Here is a 22,230-nt window from a genome sequence, read left to right as displayed (position 1 = left end):
TTCTCTCCAAAAAAAGACGCCACCCCGAATCGGGTTGACGCCTAGCGCATTACAATATTCACAATCAAAACGGTATCAAAAATGACAAACGCCAGCGCACTGGCGATGATGACGGCCCAGAATATTTTTTGGTACTTTTTTCGCGCAACCTGTTCTGATTTTTCATCATCAATTTGATCAAATTGATGGATTTGTTTTTCAGAATATTCTTCTACTTCTTGTTCCTCCAGCTTCATGCCCATACCCCCTACACTATCCCATATTGTACCATAGGAGGAAAAGGCTGAATTTGACAGTCCTTTAACAATTCCCAAGATAAGAAAAGATATCGTCCCTCTATTCTTGCTTGGCATGCGCAAATGAAAGGAATGATTAATTATTTTAAATCTGTAAAGTAATTAATCATTCCAATATTATAGAACCGGAAGAAGGGGTCGAAAATCTCCCTTCTTCCGGCTCTCTTATTTACGGCTGTTGATAGGAAGCAAGCACAGTCACAATCTGGTCTTGAATGGCTGTCAACACATCATCATTCTCCGTGTAACCGTTCAGAATGATGGAGAAGACCAACTTCTCTCCACTTCGGGTTGTCACATAACCGGACAAGCTGTTCACTCCTGTCATCGAGCCTGTTTTGGCGTGCGCGTTCTTCTCGGCTGGTGTTCCCTTCAACCTTGATTTGAGTGTACCGTCTACTCCAGCGATCGGCAGTGAATCATAATAGGTCTGGAAGGTTGGTTCCTTCGACATCCCTTCCAGAACAGAAGCAATATGACGAGTCGATATCTGGTTGTATCTGGTTAAGCCAGAGCCATCCACCATGTCAAAATTGGTCGCTACTCCAAACGCTTGTATCGTCTTCATTACAGACTCTACTCCTGCCGTAGAAGTGCCTGGCTGCTTGCTTGATGCTCCCAATGTTTTCAGCAGCATTTCGGCATAGAAGTTGTCACTTTTTTTCAGCATGTAGGACACAAGCTCTCGTAGAGGTACAGAGGTAAACTCTTGCAGCTTCACTGCCGTTTGAGGAACCTCTCCGATTACGATGCGACTCTTGGGATTCATGACAATACCCGCTTCAAACAGTTTCTCCTTGAGCACGGTTCCCACGTAGAGTGCCGGTTCTTCCACAGGCACTCGCTCGTAATCTCCTTGTGTACCCAACGGCAGATTCCCCTTCACATGAATGACGTTGGTTGCGCGTTCTCGTTCAATCGCCAGCGTGTTCTCCTGCCCCGCTTCGACTGTGTGCGCCTCGTTGATCACTTTCACGTATTGAGTTTTCGGCAAGAGCGCAAGCTTCACTGGTTCGCCCGCTTTATTCCCCGGTTGATACTCGACCATCACGGTGCCACGGTTCAAGGCTAATCCGCCAAGCAACGGATTAAAGTAGTAGCTTTCATCATCCCACGCCCAGCCTAGACCTAACCGCTCACGATCAAAAAAACTCTCGTCGAGAATCAAGTCTCCATTCACTTTTTTGACGCCCCGATCCTTGAGCCATTTGACAATTCCCTCGATGGAAACACCATCTTGCACCTTCAAGCGATCTTCCGTATGCAATGTTGGATCTCCATACCCTTTTAGGTACAGGTTTCCTTTCAGCACGCCGTTGCCTGGGATTGCTTCAGAAGCATAAAGCTCCGTTTTGAAGCGGTAGTCTTCTCCTAACTGCTTCAAGGCTGACGCAGCCGTCAACAGCTTCAAATTGGAAGCTGGCGTCAGCAGTTGATCCGCTTCATGCTCATACCATACGGAATCTTCCGGTTTGCCATCCAATGCCTTAACGATGACACCTGCGGTAAGACCCGTGGCTTGCTTTTGCTCCAAAATGGGATCCAACAAGGCAGAGAGCTTGTAGGTTGGTTTGACTGGGGCTTGGTAATCCATATCTGCTATCTCCGGGTATGTTGCGAGAATGACCCCTATTTTATCTTGTAGTTCTCTCGCATATTTGGATTTGTAGACCCCGTTGATCAGAATGGAGAAGGCCAGCTTATCGTTATTCCTTGCGTTTACATAACCAGAAAGGCAATACACACCGCCCATCGAGCCTGTCTTGGCGATCAGTTTGTTTTCGGCTGGCGTACCCTTCATTCTCGTTTTCAGCGTCCCATCAACTCCGGCGATCGGCAGAGTCTTTTCAAAAAGATCTCGGTAGTCACGTCCGTCCGCAAACACCAGCAATTTTACCATCTGGTCTGCTGTGATGAGATCAAGGCGAGACAACCCCGAACCGTCCACTTGTTGAAACCCGGCTTCTACTCCCGCTTCCTTCAAGACCTCCGCCACGACCTGTGTGCCTGCTTGAGCGGTTCCGACTCCCTTCTGTGTGGCTCCCAAGGTTTTTAGCAACGTTTCCGCATAGAAGTTGTCGCTTTCTTTGTTAAGCTCGACCAAGATATCTTGCAGCGGTTTGGAAAGATGTGTGACCATCGGGGTTCCCGTTTGAAGGGTGGTCTTCCCAGGCCCATCGTGCTTTCCGAGTGTAATCCCCGCTGCTTCCAATTGTTTGGCCCACTCTTTGGCGACAAACATCGCCGGATCTTCCATCGTCACGTCCTCTTGATACGGCTCCGCCTGTTTGCCAATCGTCCCGCTAAGTGTCACAACATTATGTGCCCGACTTCTCGTTACCGTGATATCAGATTCTTCGCCGTCGACGATCTTAACCTGATTGACAATTTGTACATAAGATGTTTGTGGTTCGATTGAGACTGTAGGCGCCTCAGAAACAGCATGATCAGGTGTGATGGTGAGTGTCAGGTTATTTTTATGTAAGGCAAGCGCACTTAGCTGGGCGCTGTAACCAAACGGTTCATCATCCCACATCCAGCCATAGCCCAATCGGACAGAATCAAAATAGCTTTCGTCTACCAATATCCGTCCATCTATCCGTTCAATTCCTTGGTCCTTCAATTCTTTGGCCATTTTCTGCAAATCTTCCACAGATAGTGAAGGATCTCCATACCCTTTTAAAATGAGATCACCTTTTACTTTTCCGTTGGGCAGAGGGGTACCATCCAGATACACCTCCGTTTTGAACTGGTACTCTGGCCCCAGCTTCTCCAACGCCGCAACCGTCGTGAACAGCTTCATGTTGGAGGCAGGAATCAAGGATTTCTGGGCATTGTGCTGATACAGTACCTCTTGTTTCGTCACATCATAGACAGAGATCGCTGGCTGCATCCCCATGCTGTTAACATCCTTGGTCAAATCCAAGAGCAGCTTCTCTACATTGTGAGCTAGCGGTTCAATGGCTGCCGGAGCACTCGCCGCCTCAGCGTACGCGGGCACAAGCATCAGTTGAATAGACAAGCTGCACATGAGAATAAGTTTCCACCATCTGCTTTTCGTTTTTCGCATATGACCCTCCTTTACTAGTGTGGGGCTTTGTTTGGAATCTATAAACTATCTTAGCATTTATTGTATATTTTCTAAATATTCCAAAAGTCATTGATCTTGATATTTTCGATACTCTCCTCTATGTATCTGCAATTCATCCAGCATGTTATTTATTTTTCAACTCAGTTGGGTAATCTAGGAATATATGACGTGAGGAGTGTGTATGTGCCATGCCATTCGATAAGTCCTTCTTCTACACCGTCACCTGGCGTGATGCCCCGCTCATTGTGCGAAAACTGGATACAGCCAAGCTACCCTATTCCTTGAAGTCCTTACCGTGGGGGGAAATTGGCATTGTGTTCCCGGATGTGAACGTAAGACAATATAGCAAAGTACGCTCCATCTTCGGCTATGACGGTGAGCCGTACCTGTACTAGTACTCGTGTAGACCTTGAGAGCACTCATGGTCTTTTTTCATTTACAAAATTAGTTGCTTTAAATATAATTGTCATGACAAGTATATGAAGATGAAAGGAGGTTCATGACGTGGGGTTGGATGTAGCAGATGAATCGCTTGGTTTTTTACTCGGCTTGAGCTATCGCAAGCTACTCGGAGTATTAAACGTTAGGCTAAAAGAATATGATATAACCCCCGAGCAATGGTCGGTGCTCTATCGCTTAAGCAAGCAGGATGGCATTAATCAAAAGGAAATCGCCAGAAGAAGCGCCAAGGATCAGCCTACCATCACACGCATCCTTGACGCACTGGAGAAAAAAGGATTTGTAAAGAAACAGCTATGCCCCAATGATCGGCGAGCCTTCCGCATCTATCTGACAGATAAGGGAAACTGCCTCTTGGATAAAATTAGCCCGATCGAACGTGAAACGATTGAGGAGATGCAAAGCGGTTTAACCTCCGAACAGCGGGAGCTTTTTCACAAGCTTTTGGTTCAAATCATTGAGAATCTTACAAACAGAGAGAAATAGGAGTGCTATGGAGTGCAACAGCAAGAGAAACTATGGACAAAAGAATTTATTTTACTTACGCTGAGCAATTTTTTGTTGTTTTTGAATTTGCAAATGGTGATTAGCCCGCTTCCCGCTTATGTCAAAAGCACCTTTCAAGCCGACAACACCATAATTAGTCTGGTGATCAGCCTGTTCGCGCTGGCAGCGGTACTGGCTCGCATCGTGACCGGGGAATGGCTGAAGCGGGGCAATAAAGCCGTGATTCTCCTGATTGGACTCGCCATCTCAGCTTTATCGACGGCGGGCGCTTTCTGGGCCACTTCCGTCACCATGTTGATTGGCTGTCGTGTCCTATACGGTGTGGGATTCGGCATCGCAAGCACGACATTTCCGACCATGGTATCCGATCGCATCCCGAACCAACGAATGGGCGAAGGGATGGGATACTACGGGTTCTCCACCAGCTTGGCCTTGTCATTGGGACCGATACTTGGTTTAACCTTGCTCGATCAATTCGGTTTCGGATCTCTCATCTTCTCCTCTTCACTTGCCGTCGTTCTGATCCTGCCGCTCTTATTGTTAGTCAATCTGCCGAGTCTAGGCAATCGGACGAAGCCCCAAGAGAATCTTCGGAAGCAACCAACAACCAGATCGGACTGGTTCAACAAAAAACTGCTTTTGCCTTCTTTCCTTAACTTTTTACTGTCCGTTACTTATGGCGGACTTTTGAGCTTTTTGGCGCTATTTGGAATGGAGACGCATATCCCCAACGTCGGGTGGTTTTTCCTTTGCAACGCCATGGCCATCGTCCTCATTCGCCCTATTTCCGGCAAGGTATTCGATCGCAAAGGGCCAGCCGCTGTCCTGATTCCCGGGGCTGTTTTTGTGATTATTGGATTGGTGCTGCTGTCTAATTCCCGCAATACTTCGCTGATGCTTACTTCTGCTTTGTTTTATGGGCTTGGCTATGGTATCCTTCAGCCTTCCATTCAGGCATGGATGATTAAACGGGTTTCTGCCGAACAACGGGGAATGGCGAACGGCACCTTCCTTAATTCAATTGACCTCGGCATCGCCATTGGTTCCACTCTGCTTGGCATGGTGGCGACTCGAACAGGTTATGCGGGGATGTATGAAATGTCCTCGTTCTTCATGGTTTTGTTTGTCGTCATGTACGGAGTGATTCTCATTAAGCAAGCCCGAATCGCATCGAATAGGGAAGGGATTGAACTTTCCGATTGAATAAAAAAGAGGTCTTCTCTCGTAGAAGACCTCTTTCGCTTTATCTTTAAAGCTTTTAAATTAATTTACGCTGTGAAGAAATTTCTCTCCAAGCTTAGACAACATATCCTCTGTCATCTTATCCAGATCATACTCGGCTTTGAAACCCCATTCCGCTTGAGCGGCTGTTGAGTCAATGGAATTTGGCCAGCTGTTGGCAATCGCTTGACGGATCGGGTCAACATTGTAGCTCATCTCGAAGGTCGGGATATGTTTGCGAATCGCCGCCGCTACATCTTCTGGCTCGATGCTCATCGCTGTTACGTTAAACGCATTGCGGTGAATCAGCTTGGATGCGTCCGCTTCCATCAAGTTAATGATCGCGTTCAACGCGTCTGGCATGTACATCATATCCATGTAGGTTCCTTGACCGATGTAGGAAGTGTACTTGCCCGCTTTGATTGCTTCGTAGTAAATTTCAACGGCATAATCCGTCGTGCCGCCGCCCGGAGGCGTATCATAGGAGATCAGTCCAGGGAAACGAAGCCCTCTCGTATCCACGCCGAATTTATGATTGTAGTAATCGCACAATAGTTCACCAGACACTTTGTTCACGCCATACATCGTGGTTGGACGTTGAATCGTGTCCTGCGGTGTGTTGTCCTTTGGCGTACTTGGACCAAAAGCGCCAATGGAACTCGGCGTGAAAAACTGGCAGCCAAGCTCACGTGATACCTCTAGCGCGTTCACCAAACCGCCCATGTTCAAGTTCCAAGCCAAAAGAGGCTTCGCTTCCGCCGTCGCTGAAAGCAATGCGGCGAGATGAATCACGGTATCCACCTGATGTTTTTTGGCAATTTCAAACATCGCTTCCGCATTAGTCACGTCGAGAATTTCGAACGGACCTGATTCTACGACTTTGTTTCCTTCTAGTTGCCGAATGTCCGTAGCGACGACGTTATCCGCACCGTACACGTCACGCATTTTCATGACAAGCTCAGATCCGATTTGTCCCAGCGCCCCAGTGACGACGATTTTTTTCATCTAGATAATCCCCATTTCTTTGCCTACTTTTTCATAGATCGCAATGGCTTGATCCAGCATTTCCTTGGTGTGTGCGGCCGTTGGCATGTTGCGAACCCGCCCTGTGCCCCTTGGAACCGTTGGGAATACAATCGCTTTAGCGTATACGCCTTCCGCATAGAGACGTTTACTGAACTCTTGAGTCAATTTCTCTTCTCCGATTATGGTAGGCGTAATTGGCGTTTCGCTCTCACCAATGTTGAAGCCGATCGCTTTTAGGCCTTGTTTGAAGTAGTTGCCGTTCTCCCAGAGTTTGTCGTGCAGCTCTGTGCTCTCTGTCAAAATATCAATCGCTTTGATAATAGCACCAACATCCCCTGGAGTAAGCGCGGTGGAGAACAGGAATGGACGGCTGCGAACTTTTAACCAGTCGATCAAATCTTGTTTACCCGCTACATAACCACCCACGACCCCAATGGCTTTGGAAAGTGTACCGATTTGGAAGTCGATACGATCGGATAACCCGAAGTGCTTCACAGTTCCCGCACCTTTGCCCAATACGCCTGAACCATGTGCATCGTCCACATAGGTAATGAGATCGAATTCCTCGGCGATTTGAACGAGTTCCGGAAGCTTGGCGATATCCCCGTCCATGGAGAAAACGCCATCGGTAATGACCATGATTTTTTTATATAAGCCAGACTCTTTAGCCGCTTTCGCTTTGGCCCGCAAGTCTTCCATGTCTGAATGTTTGAAAGGAATGATTTTGGCTTTGGATAGACGACATCCATCGATAATGGAAGCGTGGTTCAGCTCATCAGAGAGAATCGCATCGTCTTTATCCATCACCGCGGAGATTGCCGCCATGTTGCAGTTAAAGCCCGATTGGTAGGCGATAGCCGCTTCTGTGTGCTTGAATTCCGCCAGTTTTTTCTCCAGCTTGATGTGAATATCAAGCGTTCCGTTGATTGTGCGAACGGCTCCGGCACCCACGCCGTATCGATGAATCGCTTCAATGGCAGCTTCCTGAAGACGAGGGTCCGTTGCCAAGCCCAAATAGTTATTGGATGATAAGTTAATCAGTTCTTTGCCCGCGATTTTAATCTTCGGACCGTTGGGACTTTCTAATGGGTCGATAACATTGTAGAGTCCTTTGCTCTTCAAATCGGCTAAATTTTCCTGTAAGAATTGATCGAGAATCTTACTTGCCAAGGTTACCCCTCCTCACTTAGATCAGCTGCAGCGTCATTCATTATGTCTATTCATTAGGAGTCATTTCCGCAAAAACAAATGTCCACGTACAAAAGACAAGAAGATATGACGAAATCCGCATGAAATCAAGTTTATTACTTATTAGATTAGCATCTTCTATATCGAAAGTCTATACGGAGAGGACACAAAAAATTCATTTTTTTAGTCGTCATTCTCTGGAAGTTGAGGTAAAAAAACAGCCCTCCAATTTTGAAAGGCTGTTTCTTACTGAACTTTGTGAATTCAATCATGCGTTCCTACACCCTTCGGAAAATGGTTCGCAGACTGGATCTTGCATGAAATGTGTCGAGGGAGGTATCCAGTGGGAGTCCCTTTTCTTTTGCTTCCACAGGATCAACAGTCGATCCCACCACGAGATCAGCTGGAAGTCCAAGCTTGATCGCCATTTTACGATTGAAGGTGTAGTAGCTCTCCTTCTGGTCAGGTCCAACGTGCAGATATCCGCTCAGCTCTCCAATTGCGATCTCCGCGGTGGCTTTCGCCAAATCTTCCACATGAATAAAGCTTCGATAGAGATTGGTTGATCGAACGATTTGTCTTCCTGCTGTCAGTTCTTCTATCAGTTGGGCAATACGCTTGTCCCATTCACCGTTCACATCGGTGCCATAAATCGGCCCCGTCCGTACGATGACATGCTCAGAATGACACTTTAGAATCAGCTCTTCCCCTTGAAGCTTGGCATTTGAATAGTGCGCCAATGGGGTGTCCACTTGCATATAAGAGGGCTGGTGCGTTTCGTTGTAGTTACCAAGCCCGTCCGAAAATACGCCATCCGTTGATAAATAAACGAGTTTCGTGGCTGGATCAAGCGATTCAACCACCCGAGGAAGCCCTCGACTGATTAAGTCGTCTTCATTCACACCGCTCATCACCGACCAGATGACGACAGCAGGTTGAAAGGACTCGTACAGCTTGGCGAATTCCCCCTCGGCTGTCACATCGAGCTGCTTTAACCCAAGGGAACCACTGCGGCAGTATGTTCCCAATGCTTCCACCTCTGATTGGCTCTGTAATTCCCTCAGGATCCTCCCCCCGAGAAACCCGCTTGCCCCTAAAACTAGTACCTTCTTCACGCTACCCCTCCAATTGCATTCATTTGAAAAGCTCAGGCAACCATGCAATCCTTGTAATACTCAGGACAAGTTATAACAGAGAGGATTACCCAAGAAAACCCGGAGCATAGCTCCGGGCCATTTTACATGAGAGGATATTTGCTCGACCGACACTTCTACTTTATTGGCTCGGCATATTCTCCATCCTCAAAAAGCTCAATACATTACACACCTGCATCGCTGCTCCTATCGCAAGACAGCCTTCGTCCACCCCAAATCGGGGATGATGGAGCGGATACGTAATTCCAAGCGTCTCATTCCGACAGCCTAATTGATAAAAAGCGCCGGGAACTCGTTCCAAAAAGAAGGCGAAGTCCTCCACCCCAAGTGATGGCCATTCATTCACGCGGACCTTTTCCTTGCCCAGCAGGTTCTCACCGCAAGCATTGACCAAATCAACCATGCTTGAATGATTGACCAAAGACGTATACCCTTCCTCCCATTCCACGATCGCTTCTCCACCCAGTCCTTGTGCGGTTAACTGAGCCACTTCTCTCACTCGCTGTTTCACCAAGGTACGGACTCGGGCGTCCAAGGTTCGCACGGTTCCCGTCAGTCTGACTTCACCCGCCATGATGTTTCCTTGAGTTCCACCTTGAATCGTTCCCAGTGAAACAACCGCAGATTGCCTGGGATCGACGTTGCGGCTGACAACGGTTTGAAGGGCAACAATGACTTGCGCGGCTATGACTATGGCATCCCTGCCCATATGTGGGTAAGCCCCATGAGCGTTTTCCCCACGAATTTTGAGGTGGAGCGTGTCTGAAGAGGCATTCATCTGCCCGTATTTCACCCCAATGTGACCAACCGGCAAGTCAGGAGCTACATGCAGGCCAAAGATCGCGTCAACCTGCGGATTATCCAGTACACCCTCCTGAATCATCGGCACTGCTCCGCCTACTGTCTCCTCGGCTGGTTGAAATAGTAATTTGACTGTTCCCGAGAAGTTCTCTCGTTGTTCGCTTAAAATACGTGCTACACCGAGCTGCACCGTCATATGAACGTCATGTCCGCACGCGTGCATTTTGCCATCCGCCGTGGAGCGATACGAGATGTTATTTTGTTCAAGGATTGGCAAGGCATCCATATCAGCACGAAGCGCAACTGTTCTCCCTTTTGCGCTTTGCTCGTTCAGAGCAGTTCCTTCAATCCATCCGAGTACTCCCGTTTTGGCTACCACTTTGCACGGGATGTTGAGCTCTGTAAGATAGTGAACAATTTGATCCCTTGTTCGAAACTCCTCTAGCCCAAGCTCCGGGTACTGATGAAAATCTCGTCTGATCTCTCGCAACCATGGAAGAAGGCGTTGGGACTCTTGCCAAATCCTTTGGTTATTCATCATCATTCACTAAGCTCTCTTCAATGATTACGGTGCATGTACTCGCATTCATGTAGGATTGAACCCCGAACGGAAGCGCTATGTTGTATTCCCCATGTCCTGCTTGCACATTCCAAATCGTAGGCTTCTGATAGGGAGTGACGATGGCCTTGACTACATCTAACACATCAAATCCATCCGGGTACTTATCGGGTGAACAATCGGCCCAGGTTCCAATGAGGATTCCGCTTGCATCGGCGAATTTACCGGCTAGCGACAATTGGGTCAACATTCGGTCAATTCGGTACGGTTCCTCTCCCACGTCTTCAATGAACAGGATTTTTCCGCGGGTATCCAGTTCATACGGCGTACCCATCAAGGAAGCGATCAAGGAGAGATTCCCACCCACGATGGGGCCACTGGCTTCTCCTCCAACCAGACACATCATCTCTTCACCTGGTGGATTGACGATCTGTCCCAGTGGATCAGCAGAAGTTATGGCCCTGTGAAGATACTCCCTGGAAAATGGATCAACACCCGTGATCCAACCAATCGAAGCCATCGGCCCGTGCAAGGTAGCGAGATTGGAACATTGTCCAAGCGCTGTATGTAATGCCGTTACGTCGCTATAACCGATGAAAAGTTTGGGATGCTTAGCGATGCACTCGTAATCCAGTAGAGGCAAAATCTGTGGTGAACCATACCCTCCACGCAAGCAGAGAATCGCATCCACTTCAGGATCCGTAAACATAGCCTCAAGTTCACACGCTCGATGTTGAGGGGTTCCCGCCAAAAAACCGCCGAGATCCTCCCAGCAGGTTTCACTTAGCTTGACTCGAAAACCCAACGCTTCCAGCTCTGCCTTGGCCTTTTGTACCACTTCAGGTGGACATGGACTGGAAGCGGCAAGAACTCCTATCGTGTCACCTTGCCTTAATGCTTTTCCTTTTCTCATGGATCATGGTCACCTCTTCTTATCACTATTTGCTGCTGACCTCATTATACCTTACATCTCGTATGAAGGTTTGGCCAACTGTTTGCATAAGAAGAGGAAACCGTCACGTCAGAAATTGATAAACCACTATTTTTCTTTATCTACATTTACCTTCAAATCATTCACAAGAATATCGTATAAAACGCTATGATCCTTATTTAAGGTATCTAAGAAAGCTTTGCCTTTTTTACCATCTGCAAGCTGTTCATCCGTAAGATACTGAGCTGCGGAAATATTTCGAGCTTTTACAGATTGGTTTATATTCCAGTTTTCAGCTGTCGTATTGATCTCCATGGATTCAATTCCGCTTACATTAGGGGTCGGAAATGCGAAATGGAATGTCAGATTGGACTTGCGTTCATGGAGTTTGTTATCAAGTAGAATATCAGCCTTCATATAATTATTTTTACTGAAGACTTGCTGAAATGTTTTATCTTGCTTCAGCGTAGGAAGTTGTTCTTTCAGTTTCACAACCATTGTATCCAGCTCATTTTTGAATGATTGTGTTGTCAGTTTTACTGAATCATCTGCTTGATTAATGGCATTGACCAGAATCTCGATCGCTTCCTTATCTTTACTTATTCCTTCCATAAAGCTAAGAATAAGAGAAGGAATTTCATCTCCATATATTTCTACATGCACATTTTTCCCATTTATGTTCTCACCCATTACTTTATCCTGCTTGGACGTTACTTCAAGTGTTGATGGATTCGGCAAATGTTTGACAATGTACGGAGTAAGTTTTTTTATGGCAGCAACAAAATGATCGGTGTTAGCAGTTGGTGAACCTGATTTATCAATAATTCGAATCGGCTTACTTGCGTTATCTAACTGAAGAATGAATTCATTTTGTTTAAGGAACAACTTAAATGGAATGTCACCCTTCTTCACGGTCATTGTACCCTCAATTGACATGGTGTCGTCATTTTCACTGATCATGTGAGCAGTGATTTTTATGTCACTGAATAACTTCAACAGCTTCAATGCTTTTTCATCTTTAACTTTTTTCTCGTCATATTTCAAATGGAAAGTAGTTACTCCATTAGACTCCAATGATTTGATTTCCAATTGGTTTACTGCATATTGAGTAAAATCCATGTTCCCAACAGACGAACAGCCAGTCAATAATACGATGGTTGCACCTGCACTTGCTAAAATTCTCTTCATTTTTTTCATTTTAATTTCTCCTCTTTTTTAGAAATTTGCTAAGTATCTTAATCTACTCGGCGGATTTCTTCATCCATTCAACAAGACTCATGTTGCTGGTTAAACGAATCTGCTCAACCTCTTGAACCATTTGAAGTTCGCCATTTTGAATAAGCACTACCATATCAAGAAGCGGTTCGATTTCTGCGACTTCATGCGTAGACATGATAACAGTCTGGCTTTCAATATCAATGAAAGAAATCAAACTTTTGATAATGGAGCTTCGAACAATTGGATCAAGCCCAGACAATGGTTCATCCATCACAATTAGCGGCACTTGGCGGGATAGCGCCAGAATAATCTTTAACCGCCCTTTGTTGCCTTTTGATAGTCCTTTTACAAGCTGATCACCCGGCAACTCCATAAATGCCAACATCTCTACTGCTTTCTTCTTATCAAAATCACGATAGATACTGCTGAAAAATTCAATCGTCTGGTTCACCGTATAGAATGGATATAAATGATCGCTATCCGGTAAAAATGAAACCTGTTCTGGAATCCGCCTTTTGATCACCTCCCCATTAATCATAACCGTTCCACTGTTTGGCCTGATCAACCCAGCCATCAGTTTCAACGTTGTCGATTTCCCACTCCCATTCGTGCCGATAAGCCCAATGATTTTACCTCTTGGCAATTCAAAACTTATATCACGAAGGGCAACTTGACGCCGGTATTTTTTGGATACATGCTGAAATTTCACCAGCACATCTGACATAGAATCCTCACTCCTGACCGCGTGTATTATTTTTCCAGTCCCAAATAATTCAGGATGCCTTCCACAATCTCGGCAGACGAAAAACCCATTTCCTGCATATTCCTTACAAAATCTCCGATATATTCAACCTTAAGCTGCACGCGCAATCGCTCCAATTCTTCCATATTCTCTGTCACGAATGACCCTTGGCCTCTTCTTGCCTCGATAATTTTCATTCGCTCAAGTTCAGAATAGACACGTTGTACCGTATTTGGATTGACTCCTGATTGTATGGCCATCTCCCTCACAGAGGGAAGTTTCTCACCAGGTTTTATTTCCTCTCGAACAATTTGTCGGCAGATTCGCGCCACAATCTGCTGATAAATCGGTTGTGAAGCGTTAAACTCTTCGCCCATTATTACACCTCTACCTTCCTGTCCAGTAACCATCCCGCAACAAAGAAAAACACTGCCATTTCTAGTAGTCCAAATACAATTTCTCCCGCGTGCATCTGAAGGTGCGCCCAGACGGAATCCCCCGAAAAAGCTCCCCATTTCGTTAAAGCGCTATACATCTTTGTGCCACTAAATGTCAATTCTGCCCAAAACAAAAAGGTGAAAAGCACGAATGTAACAAACCCGCTAAACTTTTGTAGTTTGCGTCTTACCGCCTGAATCGTGATATTGAGTAAAAGAATCCAAACGCCAAGACTCAGACTCATGTACAGAACCATAGAAAACACTGATAAAAAGGAACCTTGCATATAACGGATATTGACGCTTGGATCAAACCCATTCGGATCGACTAATTGTGCTGGCAAATGAGTATTGTTCAGGTCTAAGTGGCCGATACCAAAGAAAAAAGCGTAGGCGATAGCGTACGAGATACATAGGCTAATCACAGCACTAAGCATTTTTGTTGCCAATAATGTCCACCCGGATTGAGGGAATTGAAGCCAATTGAGATAGGTTCCTTTCCATTCTTTCGACAAACTAATCCATAGATAGGCCGGTACATAAAAGACATGGATAAAGAGAATGACAATCATCAAAAGACTGATTAAGCCTATAGGTTTTTGATAAGCAGACCATGCACCAAGTAGCCCTACGGTAACCAGTATAGCTATACTTCCCAACATCCATCCTTTCATCAACTTTAATTCTTTTCCTAGTAATCGAAGGCATGCATCCATTAAACGCCGCTCCTTTGTGTTCGTGTTATAGTGTACTAATGACATAGTACACTGATACAAAAAGAGAGTCAACATATTTTTGAAAATCAATTGATTTACCTTTTCCTTGGATGTTCTCGCTGTGGATGGAGAGAGTCATTCCAAATAAGTTCGATAGACGCTTGAAAATAAAAAAAACCCTTGAGCACCAAGGGTTTTTCTCGCTTCACTTATCGCTTCCAGCCCGCTACCGCCATTTTTCTGCGCACAAATGCCAGCTGTTCTTGAAGCGGTATGCCAATCGGGCAATTATCGTCGCAAGCCATCAATCCAATACAGCCAAATATTCCTTCTTCAGAACCAACAATATCAAAATACTCTTGCTGATTCCGCTCATCCCTAGGATCGACCATGAACCGCGCTACTCGATTGACACCCGCCGCCCCAATGAAATTCGGCTTGATATTGGCCGTCGCACAACCGCCAATGCAGCAGCCGCACTCGATACAGCGTTCCGCCTCGTAAATATTCAACGCGGTCTCATTTTTCATCCGTTCCTCTTCGGCAGTGGGGTCAAACGCACGTTCCGTGTGAACCCACGATTCCGTTCGCAAAGACACATCGCGGAACCACGTACCCGTGTCGACCGACAAGTCTCCAAGCAGCTTGAACACAGGCAGCGGCATGAGCGTAATCTCGTCTGGCAAGTCTTTGGTCAAAGTTTTGCAAGCCAAGCTGGGTTTGCCGTTGATCAGCATGCCGCAAGAGCCGCAGATACCAGCCCGACAGACGAAATCGAATTTCAGGGTGGGATCCTGTTCTTCTCGAATTTTGTTCAGAGCAATAAACAACGTCATTCCTACTTCTTCTTTTACCTGAAAAGACTCTGTTTTTGGCGTGAAATCATTAACTTCGGGGTTATAGCGAAAGATATGAAAGGTCAATTGCCGCTGGGCCATCCTCTTCTCCTCCATTTATCAAACTGATTGGTACAGTGTCCTGTCTTACCTGATCGTGCCTGGATTATGGTTTGGCGGTAACAGCCTGAGCGCTCGCCTCTCCGTAGCCCCGATCACCTGGCGGCAACTCGGTGATTTCCACTGGCTCATATTGAAGGTCTGGACGATCGGCACCCTGCGGCCAGTAAGCGAGCGTTCGCTTGAGCCAATTGTCGTCATCTCGTTTGGGATAATCCTCTCGATAATGACTGCCTCGGCTCTCCTTCCTTGCTAGAGCCCCCGCCGCGATACAATAAGCGAGGCGCAGCATCCCCTTGATCCTAAGAGCCGAAGCCAGTTCGGGATCGGCGCCTTGTCCCCCGCTGCGAAGTCCCACGTGATAGGAACGCTGAAGCAATTCTTGCAATTTGGTCACAGCGGACTGCAACGGTTGCTCGGAGCGGAAAATGCCTACATTTTCACTTAATGTCTTTTCCATTTCACTCCGCAATTTATAGACATTCTCATTCCCGTTGCGCCCTTGAATCAACGCTTGTATGCGATCTTCCTGTACCCGCACTTCCTCTTCGATCAGACGACTCGATACGTGCAACGTTGCGTCTTTGGTGTACTCGGCGATTTTCTTTCCGACGATCATGCCGGCAACAATCGTCTCGGCCAAGGAATTGCCACCTAATCGGTTAAATCCGTGCAAATCCCAGCAAGCCGCTTCTCCCAGTGCGAACAAGCCCTCCAGTCCGTAGGCCATTCCGTCTCGATTCGTGCGAATGCCGCCCATACTGTAGTGCTGTGTAGGCCGAACAGGGATCAAGTCATGCACGGGATCAATCCCCGTGAAGTTGCGGGAGATGTTGGCGATCTCTCGCAGGTTGGTATTGATATGTTTTTCGCCTAGATGCCGGATATCCAACCAGACATGCTCTCCGTATGGACTTGCCACCCCGAAGCCTTTTTGAATATGCTGCATGATCCGACGCGATACCACGTCACGAGAAGCCAATTCCTTCTTTTTCGGCTCATAGTCTGGCATGAAGCGGTGGTGATCCTTATCGAGAAGATACCCGCCATCCCCACGAGCTCCCTCTGTAATCAAAATCCATGAAGGAACAATCCCCGTCGGATGGAATTGAACAGCTTCCATATTTCCGAGTGGCACGACGCCTGTTTCCAACGCGACAAACATTCCGTTCCCTTCATTGATAATCGCGTTGGTCGAAGCGCCGTACAGCCTTCCATATCCGCCGGTCGCAATCACTGTTGTTTTGGCGATGTACACTCGCAGTTTCCCGGTTCGCAAGCACCTGGAGACAACCCCATGACACTTCTTGCCATCGTGAATAAGTGAGATCACTTCCGTTCGATCATGCACGGTGATCCCCAGCTTCAACACAATACTGTCCATCGTATAAAGAAGAGTGTGACCCGTCCCATCTGAGGTATAGCAGGTGCGCCACTTGGCCGTTCCACCGAAATTACGAGCGGTAATCAGCCCTTTTTTCTCGGGATCTTCGCGAATCTCTTGCCCGTCATACACATGAGAACCCGCTTGAATGCGATTCCACGGTACGCCCCAGTAGGACATTTGACGTACCGCAATTGGGGCCGTCTCCGTAAACATCCGGGCTACCGCCTGATCACAGCCCCAATCCGATCCTTTGACCGTATCGGCAAAATGAACATCCGGATTATCCCCTTTGCCCATTGCGCTGTTGCCAAGAGAAGCCTGCATCCCCCCTTGAGCAGCCGAGCTGTGGGACCGTCTGGGCGGAACCATACTGAGAAGGATGACATTCAAGCCATGATCCGCCGCCTCTACAGCCGCGCGTTCCCCTGCCAGCCCTGCTCCGACAATTAATACGTCTGTGGTAAAAATGTCGTAACGACTCATACGGAACCCCCCAGCTTATAAAATACCAACAAGCTCACTAGCCCGAGCAGGACTGTGCAGACGGTTACCACCGATAATACTTTTTTCACGCTGTGCCGATTCACAAAGCCCCATTTGGCGAGAGTCCGATAGATTCCCACACTCGCGTGATACTCCGCTAACAAAAGAAAAACAATATAAAAACCAAGCATCCATGAATCCACCCGATTGGCGCTCAGCTTCGCATCTATACCCGCATAGACCACCACAAACACATGAATGATGATCAGGATCAGCATTGCGCTTCCCGTTACCGCCTGAAACAGCCACGACCAGGTATCCCGATGTTTGATGATTTTGGCATGATTCCATACGACCTTCTGTTCCTGCCACCTTCCAGGAATACGCCGTAGCACAGCCCCCACATGAGATAATCCCGCCAAAATGATAAAGACAACCGCCACGTGCAACAGCTTGAATTGCTCCATAAAAGAAGCCAGCGCGTTAAAAGCATTCACTCCTAACAAGATACTGGCTACAAACAACATATGCGTCCAAAGAAACCCAACCAACAACAAGCCACTGACCGTCTGAACCATTTCCACCAAGAAGTCCGCTCTGTTGCTTGGGGTCAAGGCTCTCTGCAAATGCATACCCATTCTCCTCTACATCAAATTTTCCTTATCCACCGAATTTTCTCGCATCGTTGGATCTGAAACGGGAGACTGAACCAATTCCTTGCCACACATCGTACAGAAGTAAACAGACGTCTGAAAATCATAGGTGTCATCATACACGAGAGGGTGATCAGGCCGTTTGGCCATTTTCACCGGGGCGCCACAGCATGGGGAAACCACCATTCTTTCTCAGTCCTTTCAAGGTAAAATTTGCTGTGGCCTATTCAACATGTGTTGTCCAATCAAGGGTGGATGCGCTGGACAATACGCTATTCTGTAATAAAGAATATTCTGCACTTATTCTTCCTATGCTCCGACAATTCATGACAATGTGAGCGCTAAGAAAAGACTTCGTCCCTCTACGCTCTGTTTAAGCTCGCTTGTAGCATATACTGTCCGCTTCGTTCACTACGGAAGGGAGTCGACAAGAAAATCACTTCGCTTCTCATTGACGTAAAGAATGCCGACTCTTTCCCTTCCTTCGTTCTCTGCGCTTTGTTTCGCTTAAAATGAGTCTCCAGTGACGAAGTCTTTTCTACAGCAGGTTTACACGAAAAGAAAAAAAGTTTAACTGCTTTACCAATGTAAAGCAGATAAACTTTTTAAAAATTTAAACCACCCGCTTAACGAATAGTTTCATGTCCAGACGATTATTGTCCTTTCTCCGTGCGTCCACTTTGGACAAGCCAGATATGTTCGACATGCTCAACGACTCCTATGACGAGTGCAGCCATAAATGCGCCGACTAATGTAATTCGAGTGCCAGCCAAGACGAATTGACTAAGGTAAATCACAAGAAAGGATACGAAAAAATCAAGTACGGTACTCGTAAACACGGTCCCTTTGTGAAGGAGCATGACTTCCATTAACTGACCTATTACCGCAATCACAAGACCCGTGAGTACCGCCTGCGTCAAGTTGCCGTAATTCAAATTGGGAAATACATAATCAGATAATACCAAAAGGACTGGAACCAAAATGACTTTCATAATAAAGCCTTGAATAATGAACACCTCCATTGTGTTTTACCACCAGTTTTCACCAGTGATTGGCGGTGTATTCACAAAGGAGAGAGAGCCTACTAGCTTGAATAATTAAAAGAGAAAAATTCCTAATTTTCACATAACAGGAGTGTTCGTCGTGAAGAAGTTAGTAGTGGTTACTGTTCTAGTTGTTCTGATTGTTGGTGTTTTTATTCAAAAAGCATCCCTTTATCATACGAAAATTCCAATCGAACAGGTTGCCAGTGTAACTGTATGGGATGAGTTAAAAGGTGAGTTTACTTTTACCAAAGAACAACAGCTCGCCACGGTTGAAGCATTCAACTCAGCCAAATTCGTCGACGATAACGACGAGTTTGCAGGACCAACATATGGTTGTCATGCCTTTATCAATTTGAAAAACGGACAAAGAATCTCGTTAGGCGGATGCGGGACAAGACCAGAAGTGCAGCGCAGGGATAATTCTCAATCACGTACTATCGCCTATTTTATCGAGAGTCCTGAAATTGCCCAAATCATTCATGAGGTTTTGAACTCAAAGCAGAAGTAACGATCATCTGTCGCATCAGATTAAGCACCTGCTCTTCCGTCAGTCGATGATTGGCCCGAATATGTACATAATAGTCATGCTGTTGATACACTCTGCTCTCATCCGCGACTTCAAAACGAATGGAAGAACGGATTTGCTCGGTCTCTTTTCGGACGCTAAAACTCGACACCCTGGAAGCTTCCGGAAGATCCGTTGGTTCAAGCACGACAAAGTTCGTATAGATCTGAGCTTCTGTAAAGGTCATCAAGATCAATCACCCCTTGAAAAAAACTAAACAAACCGCCTTACTTATATTACCATATATTAGGTGACAGGTTGGCGTTTACTCAAACTTAAGCGGAGGTCCTTTTGATGATGAAGAAAATTCTTTATGCCTTGATTACTCTTGCACTGGCAACGATTGTTTTCTGCTTTTCCACCGACAGATTTATGCTTGCCTATGGGATCATCCTCTTTTTCGTGGCTTTCCTAACCGTGATGGGACAATATTACCGTGTAAAAAATTCTGTCTATTTACATAAACAAGGAATCAACGACGATTACGACTATTCCCAACTTAAACGGTGACCACTTTTCAACGAAGAAAGTGAATAAGCCAAGGAGGACATTCCAATGGAGCTACGCTTCTTTTCCTATGAACTTACCGGAGAGCCGTTTCGGCTATTTTCTCTGCCGCATCTCGTTGCACTAGCGGTATGCCTAGCTGTTTCCATTCTGATTTATCTCTTCCGTAAGAGATTGCAAGAGACTATTACGGATCGTCTTGTTCGGTATATACTTGCGGGACTCTTACTATTAACGGAGATCTTCTTCCAACTCTGGCACCTCTGGACCGGATATTGGTCGTCCGCCTATACGTTGCCGTTACAGCTATGCAGCGTGTCCTTATTGTTTTCCATCTGGATGTTGTTAACGAATAGTTATCGTCTATTTGAGATTACCTACTTTATTGGGCTTGGCGGCGCAGCATCGGCAATGTTTACTCCCGAATTGTTTTATCCGTTTCCACATGTGCGATTCTTTCATTTTTTTATTGCGCATGCTGCGATCATCTGGGCCAGCCTGTACATGACTTGGGTAAAGCAATACCAACCGACGCTTGTTTCCATTTGGAAAACGATGGGCCTTCTTAATGGATTGCTAGTGGTTGCCTTGATTGTAAATAAAGGGACAGGCGGCAATTATATGTTCGTATCCCATAAGCCTGGCAATCCCAGCTTGATCGATTACTTGGGGCCTTATCCTTGGTACATCCTCTCACTTGAAGTGGTTGCCGTCGTGATATTCTTCTTGCTTTATTTGCCCTTCGTCATCTCCAGAATGTTCAAACCACTCAAATCATCAAAGTCATCCGAACATTCACTCGATATTTGATCCAATTAAAAAGCCATCCTTGGTAACATCCCAAAGATGGCTGACTGTTTTGCCTCGTCCTGTAGGCATACTATACTATGTTTTTGATCTGACCGCCCGAAACGGACATTCACCTATAGTTTAAGCGTGCCCGCTCCTATTTTTTCAGCTCAATCAATCAGTTTAGTTGAATCCAGCCCCGATAAAACGACGCCTCAGCCAATCTTCTGACTCCGACCACGTAAGCTGCTGTCCGTAAATCAACCTGATATCTAACGGAAGTTTCCAACACTTTTGCAAAGCCTTGCTCCATTTTCTGCTGTAATTTCTCTGCTACATCCCTCTCTGTCCAATAAAAGCCTTGATTATTCTGTACCCACTCAAAGTAAGAAACCACAACACCGCCCGAATTGGCCAAAACGTCGGGAACAACCATAATTCCGCGCTCACTTAGTATCTCATGAGCCTCGGTTGTCGTAGGACCATTGGCTGCCTCTACCACAATTTTACACTTGATCCGATCCGCATTCTCTCCAGTTATTTGGTTACCCAAGGCCGCTGGCACCAGCACATCGCATTCCTTTTCCAACAATTCCTGGTTTGTTATTTTATTCGCAAACAAATGGGTTACCGCTCCGAATGAGTCTCTGCGTTCCATGAGCGAAGGAATATCCAAGCCACGTTCATCGTAGATGGCACCGTACACATCCGAAATACCAATAACTTTGGCCCCTTTATCATAAAGCATTTTGGCTAAATAGCTGCCCACATTTCCGAACCCTTGGACAATCACGCGAAGTTGTTGTAAATCCAACCGCTTCTCCTTGCAGGCTAATTCCAGAACGTGCAGCACTCCTTTGGATGTAGCGGTTTCTCGACCGAGCGACCCACCCAAAGCAATTGGCTTCCCTGTGATAAAGTTGGGCGAATCAAATTCACGGATATGATCATATTCATCTAACATCCATGCCATAATTTGAGCATTCGTGAAAACGTCCGGAGCGGGAATGTCTTTACTTGGTCCTACAATTTGGCTGACGGCCCGCACATATCCACGACTGACTCGCTCAAGTTCTGTCATCGATAACGCTTGGGGATTGCAAATAACTCCGCCTTTTCCACCCCCGTAAGGAAGGTCAGAAATCCCGCACTTCAAACTCATCCACCCAGAAAGCGCTTTCACTTCATCCGCTGTAACTTCCGGATGAAAACGAATTCCTCCTTTTGTCGGCCCTACAGAATCATTGTGTTGAGCGCGATACCCTGTAAAAATCCGCGTGCTTCCATCATCCATTCGAACCGGAAAATGAACCTCCAAAAAACGCATCGGTTCTTTTAAAAACTCGTACACTTCTGACGGATAACGAAGAATGTCCGTCGCTTTTCTCAGTAACATCTGAAAAGCCGTTAAAGGATTTTCCTCTTCTACTTCCCTTTGTACATTGTGTTGCAAACCTGTCGTCATAATCGCTACACCCCTTTGTTTTTCTTTGCAGGT

Annotated in this window: 24 protein-coding genes; 6 read left to right on the top strand and 18 right to left on the bottom strand. The window is 46.3% G+C overall.

Annotated elements, in window-relative coordinates:
- Window positions 1-41: 41 nt before the first annotated feature.
- Together ACQCN2_RS08085 and dacB are read right to left on the bottom strand one after the other, a co-directional pair.
- Window positions 42-236 carry a hypothetical protein gene (locus tag ACQCN2_RS08085; RefSeq protein WP_426928379.1) on the bottom strand — a complete coding sequence of 65 codons (195 nt, stop codon included), beginning with the start codon at window positions 234-236 and terminating at the stop codon, window positions 42-44.
- A 229-nt stretch (window positions 237-465) separates the two neighbouring features.
- Window positions 466-3,366 (bottom strand): D-alanyl-D-alanine carboxypeptidase/D-alanyl-D-alanine endopeptidase, encoded by a 2,901-nt coding sequence (dacB, locus tag ACQCN2_RS08080; RefSeq protein ID WP_426928378.1) that lies wholly within the window; start codon window positions 3,364-3,366, stop codon window positions 466-468.
- Between the two features lie 209 nt (window positions 3,367-3,575).
- Between dacB and ACQCN2_RS08075 the strand changes: the two genes are divergently transcribed.
- The 3 genes from ACQCN2_RS08075 (at window position 3,576) to ACQCN2_RS08065 (ending at window position 5,556) form a co-directional block, all read left to right on the top strand.
- On the top strand, window positions 3,576-3,782 hold the full coding sequence (locus ACQCN2_RS08075) for a hypothetical protein (RefSeq protein WP_426928377.1): 207 nt from the start codon (window positions 3,576-3,578) through the stop codon (window positions 3,780-3,782).
- A gap of 109 nt (window positions 3,783-3,891) precedes the next feature.
- A complete protein-coding gene (locus tag ACQCN2_RS08070; RefSeq protein ID WP_426928376.1) occupies window positions 3,892-4,332 on the top strand; it encodes a MarR family winged helix-turn-helix transcriptional regulator in 441 nt (146 codons plus the stop codon).
- A gap of 12 nt (window positions 4,333-4,344) precedes the next feature.
- On the top strand, window positions 4,345-5,556 hold the full coding sequence (locus ACQCN2_RS08065; protein ID WP_426928375.1) for an MFS transporter: 1,212 nt from the start codon (window positions 4,345-4,347) through the stop codon (window positions 5,554-5,556).
- A gap of 60 nt (window positions 5,557-5,616) precedes the next feature.
- Here ACQCN2_RS08065 and ACQCN2_RS08060 read toward each other — a convergent pair whose 3' ends face one another.
- The 14 genes from ACQCN2_RS08060 to ACQCN2_RS07995 form a co-directional block, all read right to left on the bottom strand.
- Entirely contained in the window at window positions 5,617-6,579 is a 963-nt protein-coding gene (locus ACQCN2_RS08060) for an L-threonine 3-dehydrogenase (RefSeq protein ID WP_426928374.1), read from the bottom strand.
- Window positions 6,580-7,770: a glycine C-acetyltransferase gene (locus tag ACQCN2_RS08055; protein WP_426928373.1), complete on the bottom strand. Its 1,191-nt coding sequence runs from the start codon at window positions 7,768-7,770 to the stop codon at window positions 6,580-6,582. It lies immediately after the preceding gene.
- Window positions 7,771-8,066: 296 nt separating this feature from the next.
- The gene (locus ACQCN2_RS08050; RefSeq protein WP_426928372.1) at window positions 8,067-8,903 is read right to left on the bottom strand and encodes a sugar nucleotide-binding protein; all 837 of its coding nucleotides are present in this window, start codon (window positions 8,901-8,903) and stop codon (window positions 8,067-8,069) included.
- A 160-nt stretch (window positions 8,904-9,063) separates the two neighbouring features.
- On the bottom strand, window positions 9,064-10,287 hold the full coding sequence (locus ACQCN2_RS08045; RefSeq protein WP_426928371.1) for a M20 metallopeptidase family protein: 1,224 nt from the start codon (window positions 10,285-10,287) through the stop codon (window positions 9,064-9,066).
- Window positions 10,274-11,215: a S66 peptidase family protein gene (locus ACQCN2_RS08040; RefSeq protein ID WP_426928370.1), complete on the bottom strand. Its 942-nt coding sequence runs from the start codon at window positions 11,213-11,215 to the stop codon at window positions 10,274-10,276. The genes ACQCN2_RS08045 and ACQCN2_RS08040 overlap by 14 nt, the downstream gene beginning before the upstream one ends.
- A gap of 126 nt (window positions 11,216-11,341) precedes the next feature.
- A complete protein-coding gene (locus tag ACQCN2_RS08035; protein WP_426928369.1) occupies window positions 11,342-12,430 on the bottom strand; it encodes a hypothetical protein in 1,089 nt (362 codons plus the stop codon).
- 43 nt (window positions 12,431-12,473) lie between these two features.
- On the bottom strand, window positions 12,474-13,175 hold the full coding sequence (locus ACQCN2_RS08030; protein ID WP_426928368.1) for an ABC transporter ATP-binding protein: 702 nt from the start codon (window positions 13,173-13,175) through the stop codon (window positions 12,474-12,476).
- Window positions 13,176-13,201: 26 nt separating this feature from the next.
- Window positions 13,202-13,570 carry a GntR family transcriptional regulator gene (locus tag ACQCN2_RS08025; protein ID WP_426928367.1) on the bottom strand — a complete coding sequence of 123 codons (369 nt, stop codon included), beginning with the start codon at window positions 13,568-13,570 and terminating at the stop codon, window positions 13,202-13,204.
- Between the two features lie 2 nt (window positions 13,571-13,572).
- Complete coding sequence (locus tag ACQCN2_RS08020; RefSeq protein WP_426928366.1) at window positions 13,573-14,346, bottom strand: hypothetical protein; 774 nt, start codon at window positions 14,344-14,346, stop codon at window positions 13,573-13,575.
- A gap of 209 nt (window positions 14,347-14,555) precedes the next feature.
- A complete protein-coding gene (locus tag ACQCN2_RS08015; RefSeq protein WP_426928365.1) occupies window positions 14,556-15,284 on the bottom strand; it encodes a fumarate reductase iron-sulfur subunit in 729 nt (242 codons plus the stop codon).
- Between the two features lie 64 nt (window positions 15,285-15,348).
- On the bottom strand, window positions 15,349-17,172 hold the full coding sequence (locus ACQCN2_RS08010) for a fumarate reductase flavoprotein subunit (protein WP_426928364.1): 1,824 nt from the start codon (window positions 17,170-17,172) through the stop codon (window positions 15,349-15,351).
- On the bottom strand, window positions 17,169-17,804 hold the full coding sequence (locus ACQCN2_RS08005) for a succinate dehydrogenase/fumarate reductase transmembrane subunit (RefSeq protein WP_426928363.1): 636 nt from the start codon (window positions 17,802-17,804) through the stop codon (window positions 17,169-17,171). The genes ACQCN2_RS08010 and ACQCN2_RS08005 overlap by 4 nt, the downstream gene beginning before the upstream one ends.
- A gap of 12 nt (window positions 17,805-17,816) precedes the next feature.
- On the bottom strand, window positions 17,817-18,011 hold the full coding sequence (locus tag ACQCN2_RS08000) for a hypothetical protein (protein WP_426928362.1): 195 nt from the start codon (window positions 18,009-18,011) through the stop codon (window positions 17,817-17,819).
- A 467-nt stretch (window positions 18,012-18,478) separates the two neighbouring features.
- Window positions 18,479-18,847, bottom strand: coding sequence for a DUF2512 family protein (locus ACQCN2_RS07995; protein ID WP_426928361.1), 369 nt, complete (start codon window positions 18,845-18,847; stop codon window positions 18,479-18,481).
- 121 nt (window positions 18,848-18,968) lie between these two features.
- On the opposite strand from ACQCN2_RS07995, the gene ACQCN2_RS07990 reads away from it, so the two are divergent.
- Window positions 18,969-19,379, top strand: coding sequence for a hypothetical protein (locus ACQCN2_RS07990; protein ID WP_426928360.1), 411 nt, complete (start codon window positions 18,969-18,971; stop codon window positions 19,377-19,379).
- On the opposite strand, the gene ACQCN2_RS07985 is transcribed toward ACQCN2_RS07990, so the two are convergent.
- The gene (locus ACQCN2_RS07985) at window positions 19,345-19,626 is read right to left on the bottom strand and encodes a hypothetical protein (protein WP_426928359.1); all 282 of its coding nucleotides are present in this window, start codon (window positions 19,624-19,626) and stop codon (window positions 19,345-19,347) included. The genes ACQCN2_RS07990 and ACQCN2_RS07985 overlap by 35 nt on opposite strands.
- A gap of 104 nt (window positions 19,627-19,730) precedes the next feature.
- Here ACQCN2_RS07985 and ACQCN2_RS07980 point away from each other — a divergent pair, with 104 nt between their 5' ends.
- Both ACQCN2_RS07980 and ACQCN2_RS07975 read left to right on the top strand, forming a co-directional pair.
- A complete protein-coding gene (locus ACQCN2_RS07980) occupies window positions 19,731-19,946 on the top strand; it encodes a hypothetical protein (protein ID WP_426928358.1) in 216 nt (71 codons plus the stop codon).
- A gap of 45 nt (window positions 19,947-19,991) precedes the next feature.
- A complete protein-coding gene (locus ACQCN2_RS07975; protein WP_426928357.1) occupies window positions 19,992-20,753 on the top strand; it encodes a YwaF family protein in 762 nt (253 codons plus the stop codon).
- 157 nt (window positions 20,754-20,910) lie between these two features.
- Here ACQCN2_RS07975 and ACQCN2_RS07970 read toward each other — a convergent pair whose 3' ends face one another.
- Window positions 20,911-22,128, bottom strand: a complete 1,218-nt coding sequence (locus tag ACQCN2_RS07970) for a Glu/Leu/Phe/Val family dehydrogenase (protein WP_426928663.1) — start codon at window positions 22,126-22,128, stop codon at window positions 20,911-20,913.
- Between the last annotated feature and the right edge of the window lie 102 nt (window positions 22,129-22,230).

The organism is Brevibacillus ginsengisoli, assembly GCF_050113715.1.
Lineage (GTDB): Bacteria > Bacillota > Bacilli > Brevibacillales > Brevibacillaceae > Brevibacillus_H > Brevibacillus_H ginsengisoli.
Note: the sequence above shows the minus strand (reverse complement) of the source record. Positions and strands in the feature narration are given on the sequence as shown.